The organism is Methylocucumis oryzae (assembly GCF_000963695.1).
Taxonomy (GTDB): domain Bacteria; phylum Pseudomonadota; class Gammaproteobacteria; order Methylococcales; family Methylomonadaceae; genus Methylovulum; species Methylovulum oryzae.
On sequence record NZ_LAJX01000033.1, the window covers coordinates 1 to 12,345 of the forward strand.

Here is a 12,345-nt window from a genome sequence, read left to right on the forward strand (position 1 = left end):
GCATGGCGCATGAGCAGCAATTCTCAATTTGGGAGCCATTTAAAAATTAATCGATAGGATTTGACTTTTCAATAACGCGTAAATTTGTATAAAAAATAGTCAAATTTTTGTTAAATCGGCAATAGTTGCGGTCGAAATCATGTCAAGTAAATATTAACATTCGCTAAACAATTGAATTTTAATCCCCATCCAAATTGAGAATTACTGGCGCATGAGAGCTTAACGCAAAATGAGAGAAGTTTGATTGTAAAGAATTGGTGTTCGGTCGGCAATGGTATAATGCGCTTGTTTTACATAGACCAATCTAGACGACAAAAGCACACTAACATTTATTCCCACACAGAATAGTATGGGAATAAAGGTATAGAATGAAACTTAGTTTTGTCTTGGGCCAACAGCAATGAATTCCCAATCAACATCGAGCCAAGAATTACTGTCTGGCGTTGTAACAAATACAGTAAAGGACGAACGATTTTTACTACTTAATCCAGCATTATTGGTTGCAGCATGAACATAAGGGTAAGCACCTAATGTTACAATAGGTTCTCTACTAAACGGCGCATCAAAATAAACAGTGTAATGTCCTTCCGAATTATGAACAACATCAAACCCTGTGCCTAATAATATCGTTCCGTCGGAATTAATTTTACCGCTGATTATATATGACTGTTCATTAGCTCTCACGCCCTTGCCAATAGCTTTAGTCTTTGTAGCTAACGTGGTATCCGCCGAAACTCCAGTAAAATTTAAAGATAAACCCAGAATAATAAGTAATTTAACCGCTTTTAACATAATATTTTCTCCAAGTATGCAATGATTTACTAACGTTTATATGAAGTACTTCAAGGGGTTAGTTTAAAATCTCTTTCTTTTTAACTCTAGTAGCTCATACTTGGTATTTAACCCTGCTGGACTTGTTTTTATGAATGTTTTTGAAAAGATAAAAATGTTGCGCCAATTGAAAGGCTGGACTCAAGAAGACATGGCAAATAAATTAGAAATATCATTGAATAGCTACGGTGCCATAGAGCGCGGTGACACTAATGTGAACTTATCTAGGTTACAGAAAATATCTGAGGTATTAGAAGTTGATATTGCAGAACTTTTTTAAGTCCGATTGCAGTGTCGTTAATTTGGGCGGTACTCAAAACCACCAAAGCAACTGGTGTAATATCAACTCATTTTCAGTCGAATCGCTGCAGCTAAAGCATGAAATTGAAAAGCAACAGCTCATCATAGAACAGCAAAAAAAAGAAATTGATTTACTTAACCAGATGGTTGCATTAATGAAAAAAGATGATACCAAATATTGATTCCAATGAGTGACTCGTTGATTTAAAAGACAAAATAATTTTAAGCTAAGCACATAGCACAAATTCGATTTGTATTAGCGCTGGAACAAATAATCCGTTCTGATAAAACTGTCAATAAACCTAAAGATTAAAAAACTAGCCAATTTATTAAAATTAATCTTTTTGTCATCAATTAAGCGGTATGCTTTTAACCCACCATTAACACAGGAGTACTCATGTTTATCGGATTCGATAAACCCTTAATCGTCGGAATTTTAAATATTACGCCAGATAGTTTTTCAGACGGCGGTCATTACTTACAACCGGATAAAGCCTTAGAGCACGTTTTTGCAAATGCATGCGCAAGGCGCGGATATGATTGACATAGGCGGCGAATCGACGCGGCCTGGCGCTGAGCCTGTTCCGGCGGACGAACAAATAAAACGGGTCATTCCTATCATTACAGAAATTAGACGTCATAGCCCTATTTTGCTCAGTATCGACACGCGCTTAAGCGAAGTGGCTGAAGCGGCTTTAAACGCCGGTGCTAACGTCATTAACGATGTTTCAGCAGGTCGGCACGACCCCGCTATCTTACGCGTAGCGGCGTTAGAGCAAGTGCCTATTGTGTTAATGCACAGCCGCGAAACGCCTAAAACTATGCAAGACCATCCGTTTTATGAAGATGTGTTACACGAGGTCATCACAGAGTTGCGCGAGCGTATTAATGCCGCATTAGACGCTGGGGTTAGGCCTGACCATATCGTGCTTGATCCGGGTATTGGTTTTGCTAAGCGCAAACAAGACAACTTAGTTTTATTAGCCGGTTTAGAGCAACTTACCGCCTTAGGTTATCCTGTTTTACTGGGCACGAGTCGTAAACGCTTTATGGGCAGTATTTGCCCAGTGAATGAGCCTAGCGAATTAGTCACCGCTACGGCTGTCACTACTGCCTTAGGTGTCATGGCTGGTGTGAAATTATTTCGTGTGCATGATATTGTGCAAAATCGACATGCGGCCGATGTCGCTTGGGCGATTAAACATTGTCAGGATTAAAAGCCTACGCCATAAAGTAATGCCTCTCATTATAGTGATGTTCATATCAGCTCTTTAGACAGGCAACACAATACCTAACATCTAGGACAAATTGTCGCGCGGCAATTTGTCATCTGGCCGTACTGAGTATGATTTGTTAGAGTTAACGCGCTTAGCAAAGTCGCTTAGCCCCTTCCCTTACCTAGTTTTTACGGAGCTTATATGAACAGAAAACATGTTTTTATCTTGGCATCTATTGCTGCTGTTATGTTCAGTGCTATCGCCGTTTCTAGCCAAAACGATGACAGCAAAGAGGAAGCAAAATCGGTCGCCTGGTATGTTGCTAATCTTCAAGATGCGAATCAACAAAACCAACAATGTTTTGATAACCCTGCGATTAGAAATGAACCCAACTGCTTAAACTCACGTCGAGCATTAGAAATCAGTTTCAAAAATGGTAGCTACACAGGCTCTCGGTTAAACTGATTTAAAAAACGACTTACCAATAAACAAGCTAGGTCGTTTTAGCTTAGAAAAAAATAGATTGGCACGCTTTAGAAACTTTTATGTTAAAAACGCGCTTCTTCAATTGCTGATTTGAAGAAGCGCTTATTACTTGAATTCACGAATCATATTGGCCCATACTCAGCAACAATATCATCTGTAGTCAATGACTTCACGCCGATTAAGGTGACAAAATGGGCGGCTGGGGTTGCAACTAAACCATCAGCATCAAACGCTAACGCGCCGGTTTCAGTATTAAATAAAAACACCGGTTCATATAATTCTTGCGGTTTAGGGTTCGCGCCAGACACCACACGCACAAACGCTAAGCGAAATGTTGCTAAATCGACTGAGATTTTATCGATGCCTACTTCAAAATCGGTAATTTTATCAATGCCTTCGTTGCTAGGGCTGCCAAAACGAAAAATATCTGCGTCATTACCACCGGTTAATGTATCGTTACCACTCCCGCCTATTAAGGTATCACTACCGCTAAATAACGCATCGCCACCGCTTAATCTATCGTTACCGGCGCCGCCATAAACTTTTTTTCGCCACGGAGATAGCCCCTAAACGTATCATTTTCCGCACTAAGTCTAAATTCTTCGATAGAACTAAGCTTATCGCCTTTTGCTTCGCCAGCACTGCGTTTTAGGCTTTGCGATGTCAATTATAGAAGCCGTATTGTAATAAACCACATCATAGCCGCCACCGACAATGGTATCCGCGCCTAGCCCACCCGTAATGTAATTAACCCCACCTTCGGTGACAATGTTGTCATTGCCGTCATAAGTATTAATTACCGCGCTATATTTAGTCGTTACTTTGTCATTACCCGCGCCTAAGTCTAACTCAAACCACTCTATGCCATAAAATGTGGTTAATAACTGACCATTCGCTCGGACAGCGGCAACATCATTGGCATGACCGTCACTGCCAACTTTGCTACCCGCTATTACGCTTATATTAAATAGCGTATCCCTAGGCACAGAGAAATTAAGCGTGTCATAATCAGTATCCTTACCAAACACATAATCTTCTCCCCCATCTAATAACAACGCTGGCAAAGTCTCGGTGCCGCCTTCACCATCATCAGCAATGAGCTTACCTTTATTCGCGGCTAATGCTTTCAGCGCAGCTTTCGGCAAGGTTAAATTAAACATGTCATCACCGCTATCGCCGCTTAATAACACGCCGGTAGTTAAGTTTGTGCTTTTCGCAGTTAACGCGATATTGAATTGATCGCGGCCATAACCACCAAAAAAACCTTGGAATTGACTAAACACAGTTAATGCTTTGTTAAACCTATGCAGTTCATCAGTCTGCGTAGCATTTTTGATTTGCGCATAAAAACTCGCAAAAATCATCTGGCAAGGTAAAAATAGTATTATCTAAGCGCCAATTCGTCGCAGTAAACGTGTCGCCTAAAGAACTACCGACAATAATGCCGGTTTCAAAACCAGAAATTTTTGTTCCGGTATACAGAGTGCTGTTAAGTCCTGAGCCCATGGTAAAGCTAAACTGATAGCCACCGGATAAGACTAAGGATAAATAATCCGTACCATCACCGCCGCTGGTATCTAATAAACTGGTGTGAGCAGGGGAGTCTTTAACACCACCAATGCTCGATGACACCGACGCTAATACGATGTCATTGCCACTACCCGCATCGACTTTTGCATTCGTACTCCCTTCGATAACAATATAATCGTTACCGTCACCGCCAAAAATAGTCGGTGAACCTGAAGAAAAATACAACAAGTCGTTACCCGCATTGCCAATTAAAATGTCCTTACCGCTATGCGCCAAAAAAACATCGTTAGCCGCTGTACCAATTAAATCATCGTCATTTAATGTGCCTAACTTAACTGCCATACACTTAACCTCTCATCGCAATTACCACATTAATTGAGTATAACAGCTTAATTGCTATACTGAATAACATTCGTTTAGCATAAACACTTGGGCTAATAACAGGTAAAATATTCGTTAATCACCTTGTTTCTCCCTAGTTATTAGGATTTAGCACATGAACTTACTGCGCGGCGTTTTTTTGCTTGCTGTTGCTAAACAGCGTACTAGCATCGGCTAGCCCAACCGTTAACAATAAACCACCTCTGCAAGACTCGACTTGCACACATCCTCTCGACCCCCTGACACCTAAAGAAATCGCTAAAGCCGTTGAACGGGTTAAAGCGTATAAATCGTTAAAAAATGCGTTTTATCCAACGGTAGTGTTAAACGAACCACCGAAACGTGAATTACGCGCCTACCAGCCGGGTTTAAGTTATAGGCGCGAAGCACTGGTGGATATTTTTGATAGTGCCAATAATGCGTTATATCAGGCACGGGTTGATTTAACAGCCGACAAAGTCGTTAAGTTTGAACAGCTACCTGAAGGCACGCAGCCGCCGGTGTATAACAACGAATACGCAATCGCCCCTAAAATCGTCAAGCAAGACCGGGCTTGGCAAGAGGCCATGAAAAAACGCGGTATCAATCCTGAGCAGGTTTATTTAGATGTTTGGTCAGGTGGACATTTACCGATTTCCGTTGACCGAGACGGTCATGCAGTCAAACCCGGCACGCGCATTTTACGCGTACTGTCTTTTTTTCGTGGTACAGATAACCAACCCAATCCTTATGATAGACCGATTGAAGGGGTTGTCGTCGCTGTCGATATGAATCAATTAAAAGTGTTACAAGTGACCGATACCGTCGTCGCGCCAGTATCGAGTTATAGCGGTGACGATACGAATAGTGCTCAACCCGCGCTAAAACCTATCCATGTTTCGCAACCTGAAGGCAAAAATTATCACGTCTGTGGCCATGAAATTCATTGGCAAAACTGGCAGTTCCGCTATGCTCTGCATCCGCGCGATGGTTTAGTGTTATACAACATTCGCTATCGATACCAAGACCATGACCGACCTATTGCCCATAGGTTATCGTTAACCGAAATTTACGTGCCTTATGGCATACCCGACAGTAATTGGTTATGGCGTAGTGCGTTCGATGTCGGCGAATACGGCATGGGCCGCTTTGTTAACCCACTAATACCTAAAGTCGATGTACCTGATAATAGTGAATTTTTTTCTGCTGAATTGGCAGATGACCAAGGCGGTACTAAGCTTTATCAAAATGCTATAGGTCTGTACGAGCGTTACTCAGGTCTGTTATGGAAACGTGTAGACCCTGAGTCAGAAGCTCAACAAGCAAATGCGGCGGTAGAACTCGTGTTAACGTCAAATTCGTGGATAGGTAACTATATTTATGGCATACACTATATTTTTCAGCTTAGCGGCGCTTTAGAAATACGCGTCGATGCCACAGGTACTACGCTCAATCAAGGCATTAATCATTTAGCTGACGGTAATCGCTATGGCCATGTCGTCGATCAAGCTCCCGCTGTTTCAGGCGGCATGGCTTTAGTCGCTGCGCCAAATCATCAACATTTTTTTTAATTTCCGCGCCGATTTGGACATTGATGGTGTTAACAACCGCATTTATCAAAGCGATGTTAAACCTGAGCCGAATGTGTCAAGCAATGCCTTTGCCAGCCATGACCGTTTAATCGAACGCGAAACCGCAGTAGACATAGACTTAAATCAAGCGCGTAGCTGGAAAATTGCGAGTAGTCATAGCAGCCATAACTTAACCACAGTAACAGGTTATACGCTAACCTTAGGCGATACCGCAACGCCGTATGCAACAACTAAATTCCCAGCTAGACAACGGGCAGGCTTTGTCGAGCATCCGTTATGGCTCACTCAGTATAAAGATGATGAGCACTACGCTACCGGTGCTTATCCTAACCAAGCGCCACCCGGTCAAGGACTACCGGCCTATACCGGAAATGAAAGCTTAGTCGATAAAGATGCGGTATTATGGATTACCGCCGGATTAACCCATATTCCTGATGTGGAACAATATCCGGTCATGAATACTGAAACGCTTAAGGTGTTACGGCTTAGCCCTTTTGGTTTTTTTAGGCGCAATCCAGCATTAACACTGCAATAAACCCTCTAAAGGACAACCGTGGAGCGTGTTATGTTTGAAACTATCTGGATTTGGGCAATACTCAGCGCTGCTTTATTAGCCATGGAGCTGTTAAGCGGTACCTTTTACCTGCTATGGTTTGGCGTTGGCGCCGGTTTAGTCGCGCTTACATTATGGTTAGCGCCTAAGACTTCATTAGCCTTGCAACTGGCTTTATTTACGCTTTTTTCAGTAACCGCGCTGGCGCTATGGCTGAGATTTTATAAAAAGCAAGCGAAAAGCTCTAAAGTAGGCCAATCTCATGATGATAGCTTAGGTAGAATCGGTATCATCACCCAACCCGTTTCGCCTGAAATAATAGGCGAGATTAGCTTTGCTGTTCCGGTTATGGGTAGCAAAACCTGGATGGCTATTTCAAACGATACGATAACGCCGGGGCAACACGCGGTTATCGCTAGCATAGAAGGCAATTATCTTAACGTTGAACTCACACACGCGGGAGAAACACCATGAATGCACTACTCATCATCCTTCTGATTGTTGTTGTTATTAGCGTATGGCTAGGCATACGCATTGTGCCGCAAGGTGAAGAATGGGTTGTTGAACGCTTAGGCCGATTCTCTTCGGTATTAATGCCAGGACTGAATATCATCATTCCGTACATAGACCATGTACGCTATAAAGTCACGACTAAAGACATCATCTTAGATGTGCCTGAACAAGAAGTCATCACCCGTGATAACGCCGTCATTCTGACCAATGCCATTGCTTTTATCAAAGTCACGAATATTGAGCGCGCGGTTTACGGCATTGAAAACTTCAGAGAAGCCATGCGCAATATGGTACAAACCAGCTTGCGTTCTATTATTGGTGGTATGGATTTAAATGCCGCGTTATCTTCGCGCGACCATATCAAGGCGTCGTTAAAAGTTGCTATTGCTGATGAGGCAGTTGATTGGGGACTTACTGTTAAATCGGTTGAAATTCAAGATATTAAACCCTCTCCGAATATGCAAAAATCCATGGAAATGCAAGCCAGCGCCGAACGCGAACGTATTGCATTAATTACCCGCTCAGAAGGCGAAAAACAAGCGATTATTCTTAATGCCGAAGCGCGTCTGGAAGCGGCTAGAAAAGATGCCGAAGCCCAAACCGTTGCCGCTGATGCCTCTGCCGAAGCCATGCGTATTCTTAACGAGGCCACTAATGGCAATGCCTATACTTTTTTACTTGCTGACCGCTATATCCAAGCCATACAAAAGCTCGCGCAATCGGCTAACGGCAAAGTCGTGGTAGTACCCGGCGACTTAGTGAATGCTGTTAAATCGATTATAGGCAAATAAGCACTTTTAGGCTACCAACGTAAGGCGGGTCAGGATATTCAGGGTGCAGGACGCCGTGAATACATCCCTGTAGGCTTGATGGCAGCATCCCTGCTGCCAACACCTGCATCCTAAATACCCTGTCCCTACTAAAGTGTGTAGCACACATTTAATTTAAATCAGTTGACGAGGTCAATCTATGGATGAAAAATTAGTCGCTGTCGCAGTCAAAAACGATGGCAGCATAGCAGGTCATGCGGGCAGAGCTAAACATTGGCAAATATTTATCGTCAACGACGAAGCCGAGCCAAAGCTGGTTTGGACGCTTGATTTAACTGAAACCGGCTGTCTACATGAATGGCATGTACGCGGCGATGGCAATCGACACCCTTTACACAGCGTCGATGTTGCAATTGCCGGATCGGCGGGCGAAGGTGTCATACAACGCTTATTAGAAAGAAATACACAATTACTCACTACCTCAGAAACTTCGCCAGAACAAGCTATAGCGGATTATCGCCTAGGCAAGCTCGCAGAGGGTTTACCTCATGAGCCACATTGTGCAAAGTGACCCCTAGTGACTTAACATGATAGGCAGGAGGTTTTTCTATGCGAATGCTCTGTGTATTCGTACTGCTTTTAATCACTGTGCTTGAAATTGGTCCTGTCCCCATCACGGGTTTATTGTTAATTTGGGTTGTGTTATTTAGACCTCGCTGGTTTTATAATCTAGTCATGAAAATCTATCATTGAGATTTAATATTGATAGAGACCTCATGTTTTTGTCATCACGCCATAGGAGGTTGCTCACGGGGGATTTTATGGAAAAACACTTAATACGTTACTTAGCTTTATTGGCCTTAATGACTTATTCTCTATTAACACAAGCCGATAGCTTACCGCCTGAATTTGTCTATTTAGATGAGCACATTCCTAATTTGCGCCTAGAAATGAACTATGCGAGTAGCCAAAACTTCATAGGAAAACCGATTCCTGGCTATATCAAACCACGCGCCATCTTAACCCGACAAGCGGCGCAAGCCTTAGCAAAAGTCCAACAAGAACTGGCAAAATTCGGCTTAGGCTTAAAAATCCATGATGCTTATAGACCTCAGCAAGCCGTTGATGAATTTTCCCGTTGGGCTAACGACCCTAGCGACAACAAAATGAAATATCGTTATTACCCCAGCATCGATAAAGCCAGGTTATTTGAATTAGGCTATATTGCTGCCCGTTCAGGTCATAGCCGAGGTAGCACCGTAGATTTAACCTTAGTCACACTCAGTGATGGTGAGAATTTAGACATGGGCGGTATTTATGATTTTTTCGGTCCAGAATCGTCGCCTGATGCAACAGAGCCTACTGCCTCACAACGAGGTCATCGTTTGCTGCTACAATTAATCATGACTAAATACGGTTTTAAACCGTATCCGCAAGAATGGTGGCACTTCACGTTAGTGAATGAGCCTTTTCCCGACACCTATTTTAATTTTCCGGTGCAATGATGTTTTATCAACGCTTAGCTTTATGTTTAGTGATTAGTTTGCTCATTTTGCCCATACACGCTGAAACCACAACGCCTACTTGCAATAAAGATGAGCCGAATAATACGTGCGCTCCTGCTGAAACCACAGAAACTCCACCTAAGCCCGCTATTACCTGCGAGCACTTAACAGCAACCGAGCAAGTGTTAGCGTTAATAGCTCAACGCTTAGCGCTTGCTAACGATGTTGCCGGTTATAAATGGCGCACTAAAACTCAAGTTGAAGATTTAACTCGCGAACAAGCGATTATTGAACGGATTAGTGCTGAAGCAGAGCAAGCAGGGTTAAATGCTGAGTTTGCTAGACGCTTTGCCAGCGCACAAATCGACGCGTCTAAACAAGTGCAAACAGAGCTACTCAACCGTTGGCAACAATTCCCACCAAAAACCTTATCGGCACCGGATTTAAGAACTATCACCCGGCCTAAGCTTGATAAAATCACAACCGATTTAATAGCCGCCGTCGTCAACGCTAATCCAGAACTAAAAACCTGTACTAGCCAAGCAACGCAATTAATCACGACCTATGCGGATAACCATCAGCTCGATGCAACCAGCTTTGCTACCGCTGTGCAACCGTTATTAGAACCACCCAAATAATCTAGGCGGCTCTGTTTCAACTTATTGGCTGTGTCATAGCCGTTTCTCGTTCCCACGCTCCTGCGTGGGAATGCTTATCTGTCTTCAGCTCATTGACCTAACTCATAGCCATATTTTTTAATAATCGCCTGAGCCGGTGCCGATTTTAAATAATCGAGTAACGCGATTGCGGCAGGATTTTGCTCGCCTAGCTTTAATAACACCGCATCTTGACGAATAGGAGCATGATACTCAGCCGGCACAACCCAAGCCGAACCCTGAGTGATTTTGCCATTTTCAAGCACTTGCGATAAGCCAATAAAACCTAATTCGGCATTACCGCTACTGATAAACTGTTGCGCTTGTCCGGTATTTTCACCTTGCACTAAACGAGATTTTACCGCATCGGCAACGCCTAGCTTTTGTAACACCTCCAGCGCAGCAACGCCATAAGGTGCAAGCTTAGGCGCGGCTATCGCTAAATGCTTAAACGTACCATTTTTTAACACCGCACCTTCAGCATCGACATATCCCGGCTGCGCAGACCACAACACTAATGTGCCTATCGCATAAGTAAAACGACTACCTGCAACGGCTAAACCGTCTTTTTCAAGTTTCTCAGGTTTTTCACTATCGGCCGATAGAAACACTTCAAACGGCGCGCCATTTTCAAATTGAGACACAAATTTACCGGACGCGCCAAACGTTAATTTAGCCTGATGCCCTGTTGCCTTGCCAAATTCAGCCGCAATATCTTCCATAGGCTTAGTAAAATTAGACGCAACAGCGACTAATGTTGTCTCCGCTTGAGCCGAAAAAGCCCATGTCATTAAGACACTTAACAATAATTTATTCATCAACAAGTCTCCGAATTAAAAGCGTAATTGGCTTAGTACATAAAAATAATCTATATCATCGCCTTGAGGCGCGTTAGGTGCATTTCTGGCAAACTCACCTTTAAATAAATGAGCCCAGCCTGATTCAAGATTAAGACTGCTATTCACATCCCAGCGAGCCATTAGCTCTAACTGGTGACCTACAAAACTATCGGTATTACCGGTTTTGTCACGTAAACCTGATGTCGTCCAACTGTCTTTACCTTCAGCTAACCAAAAAAAAGCGATGGCCAATACTGGCTTGTACATCCGAACGAGGCGCTACTGAGAGACGGTAGCCAGGGGTATTGATATTACTGCGCGCAAATGCGCCGTAAATCCCGGTAGGGCCATATTCCCAACGCCGGGCGCCAAACAAGGTATCAAATCGTTGATCCGATTTATCATTAGGGTCTTCATCGCCGCTGACATAGTCATATTCCAGTGCCACGCGTGGCGACCACGGTAGGCTAAAGGTATAACCAGCATCGGCATGTTGCGCCCACGCTTCATGGGTTAAATTTTCTGAATCTGTCGGTGCTGTCGTGGCACGTACGGTACCCAACTGCCCTATGGTTTCTAATTGGAAATCAAATTGGCCTTTACTCGGTTTCATATAAACCCGGACGCCTGGCGTAAAATAGCGGCGGTTACGGGTTTGACTACGGTCATCACGATCACCTTCATCTAAATGATATAAATACACTTCACCCGATACGCCGGGAATAAAGTCATACACTTCAAGAAAACCACCTGAAAACCACGTATTCGATTCGGGTTCATCAAAACGATGCTCGTCATTGAGTAATTGCTCAGCAACGTTAGGATAACGACCGACCGGCATGGTAATAAACGCATTGAATTGCCAGTTGTCGTAATCTAAAACACGTACTTTAAGTCCATCAAAGCTATTAATCGTGTTACGAAACGCATTACGCGCAACTAACCGACGACTACCCAAATTTTAACGTTTGTCGGCCAGCAATGACTTCTACACCTAAGCCGCTGTATAAAAAATTTTGCTTAGCCCAGGCTAAATAACCTTGAATAAAATCGGCTTCATCAACATGCGTTGTATTAAGCCCTGTGCCTTCATCAGAGCCCATTTGTCTAGCATCTAAAAACTCGCCTCCTAGACGAAAATTGCCCATATGGGCTTCCAACCAAACATCAAGCTGCAAAGGAATTTGTTGGTC

Annotated in this window: 18 protein-coding genes and 2 pseudogenes; 12 read left to right on the top strand and 8 right to left on the bottom strand. The window is 43.3% G+C overall.

The genetic code is table 11. The annotated features are described in order from the left end of the window. Positions 1-375: 375 nt before the first annotated feature. On the bottom strand, positions 376-792 hold the full coding sequence (locus VZ94_RS04350) for a hypothetical protein (protein ID WP_045778299.1): 417 nt from the start codon (positions 790-792) through the stop codon (positions 376-378). A 130-nt stretch (positions 793-922) separates the two neighbouring features. On the opposite strand from VZ94_RS04350, the gene VZ94_RS04355 reads away from it, so the two are divergent. From VZ94_RS04355 to VZ94_RS04370, 5 genes are all read left to right on the top strand, one after another. After that, positions 923-1,111 (top strand): helix-turn-helix domain-containing protein, encoded by a 189-nt coding sequence (locus VZ94_RS04355; RefSeq protein ID WP_045778300.1) that lies wholly within the window; start codon positions 923-925, stop codon positions 1,109-1,111. A 22-nt stretch (positions 1,112-1,133) separates the two neighbouring features. Continuing rightward, the gene (locus VZ94_RS04360; RefSeq protein ID WP_045778301.1) at positions 1,134-1,313 is read left to right on the top strand and encodes a hypothetical protein; all 180 of its coding nucleotides are present in this window, start codon (positions 1,134-1,136) and stop codon (positions 1,311-1,313) included. Positions 1,314-1,528: 215 nt separating this feature from the next. Beyond that, positions 1,529-1,675, top strand: coding sequence for a dihydropteroate synthase (locus tag VZ94_RS31595; RefSeq protein ID WP_338040234.1), 147 nt, complete (start codon positions 1,529-1,531; stop codon positions 1,673-1,675). Further along, on the top strand, positions 1,668-2,348 hold the full coding sequence (gene folP, locus VZ94_RS04365; protein ID WP_338040235.1) for a dihydropteroate synthase: 681 nt from the start codon (positions 1,668-1,670) through the stop codon (positions 2,346-2,348). The genes VZ94_RS31595 and folP overlap by 8 nt, the downstream gene beginning before the upstream one ends. Before the next feature lie 201 nt (positions 2,349-2,549). Further along, a complete protein-coding gene (locus VZ94_RS04370; RefSeq protein ID WP_045778302.1) occupies positions 2,550-2,813 on the top strand; it encodes an EexN family lipoprotein in 264 nt (87 codons plus the stop codon). Positions 2,814-2,956: 143 nt separating this feature from the next. On the opposite strand, the pseudogene VZ94_RS24220 reads toward VZ94_RS04370, so the two are convergent. The 3 genes and pseudogenes from VZ94_RS24220 to VZ94_RS04385 all read right to left on the bottom strand — a co-directional run. Then, a pseudogene (locus VZ94_RS24220) lies at positions 2,957-3,376 on the bottom strand (M10 family metallopeptidase C-terminal domain-containing protein); the annotation flags it as partial. A 75-nt stretch (positions 3,377-3,451) separates the two neighbouring features. Beyond that, positions 3,452-4,198: a hypothetical protein gene (locus VZ94_RS04380; RefSeq protein WP_045778304.1), complete on the bottom strand. Its 747-nt coding sequence runs from the start codon at positions 4,196-4,198 to the stop codon at positions 3,452-3,454. Then, the gene (locus tag VZ94_RS04385; protein ID WP_045778305.1) at positions 4,149-4,706 is read right to left on the bottom strand and encodes a calcium-binding protein; all 558 of its coding nucleotides are present in this window, start codon (positions 4,704-4,706) and stop codon (positions 4,149-4,151) included. The genes VZ94_RS04380 and VZ94_RS04385 overlap by 50 nt, the downstream gene beginning before the upstream one ends. 182 nt (positions 4,707-4,888) lie before the next feature. Between VZ94_RS04385 and VZ94_RS04390 the strand changes: the two genes are divergently transcribed. The 7 genes from VZ94_RS04390 (at position 4,889) to aroQ (ending at position 10,295) form a co-directional block, all read left to right on the top strand. Beyond that, complete coding sequence (locus VZ94_RS04390) at positions 4,889-6,295, top strand: copper amine oxidase (protein WP_045778306.1); 1,407 nt, start codon at positions 4,889-4,891, stop codon at positions 6,293-6,295. Between the two features lie 13 nt (positions 6,296-6,308). After that, positions 6,309-6,851 carry a copper amine oxidase gene (locus tag VZ94_RS30190; protein ID WP_045778307.1) on the top strand — a complete coding sequence of 181 codons (543 nt, stop codon included), beginning with the start codon at positions 6,309-6,311 and terminating at the stop codon, positions 6,849-6,851. A 30-nt stretch (positions 6,852-6,881) separates the two neighbouring features. Next, entirely contained in the window at positions 6,882-7,343 is a 462-nt protein-coding gene (locus VZ94_RS04400) for an NfeD family protein (protein WP_045778308.1), read from the top strand. Further along, positions 7,340-8,173, top strand: coding sequence for an SPFH domain-containing protein (locus VZ94_RS04405; protein ID WP_045778309.1), 834 nt, complete (start codon positions 7,340-7,342; stop codon positions 8,171-8,173). The genes VZ94_RS04400 and VZ94_RS04405 overlap by 4 nt, the downstream gene beginning before the upstream one ends. Positions 8,174-8,351: 178 nt before the next feature. Next, the gene (locus VZ94_RS04410; protein ID WP_045778310.1) at positions 8,352-8,723 is read left to right on the top strand and encodes a NifB/NifX family molybdenum-iron cluster-binding protein; all 372 of its coding nucleotides are present in this window, start codon (positions 8,352-8,354) and stop codon (positions 8,721-8,723) included. A gap of 250 nt (positions 8,724-8,973) precedes the next feature. Next, complete coding sequence (locus VZ94_RS04415; protein ID WP_045778311.1) at positions 8,974-9,657, top strand: M15 family metallopeptidase; 684 nt, start codon at positions 8,974-8,976, stop codon at positions 9,655-9,657. Beyond that, a complete protein-coding gene (gene aroQ / locus VZ94_RS22210) occupies positions 9,654-10,295 on the top strand; it encodes a gamma subclass chorismate mutase AroQ (protein WP_052700211.1) in 642 nt (213 codons plus the stop codon). Before VZ94_RS04415 ends, aroQ begins: the two co-directional genes overlap by 4 nt. An 89-nt stretch (positions 10,296-10,384) precedes the next feature. Here the strand turns inward: aroQ and modA are convergent, their stop codons facing one another. The 4 genes and pseudogenes from modA to VZ94_RS31610 form a co-directional block, all read right to left on the bottom strand. Further along, on the bottom strand, positions 10,385-11,131 hold the full coding sequence (gene modA / locus VZ94_RS04425; RefSeq protein WP_045778312.1) for a molybdate ABC transporter substrate-binding protein: 747 nt from the start codon (positions 11,129-11,131) through the stop codon (positions 10,385-10,387). A 15-nt stretch (positions 11,132-11,146) separates the two neighbouring features. Continuing rightward, the gene (locus VZ94_RS31600) at positions 11,147-11,404 is read right to left on the bottom strand and encodes an alginate export family protein (RefSeq protein WP_338040236.1); all 258 of its coding nucleotides are present in this window, start codon (positions 11,402-11,404) and stop codon (positions 11,147-11,149) included. Beyond that, positions 11,376-12,110 (bottom strand): alginate export family protein, encoded by a 735-nt coding sequence (locus VZ94_RS31605; RefSeq protein ID WP_338040237.1) that lies wholly within the window; start codon positions 12,108-12,110, stop codon positions 11,376-11,378. Before VZ94_RS31605 ends, VZ94_RS31600 begins: the two co-directional genes overlap by 29 nt. Continuing rightward, a pseudogene (locus VZ94_RS31610) lies at positions 12,103-12,345 on the bottom strand (alginate export family protein); the annotation flags it as partial. The pseudogene VZ94_RS31610 and the gene VZ94_RS31605, both read right to left, overlap by 8 nt.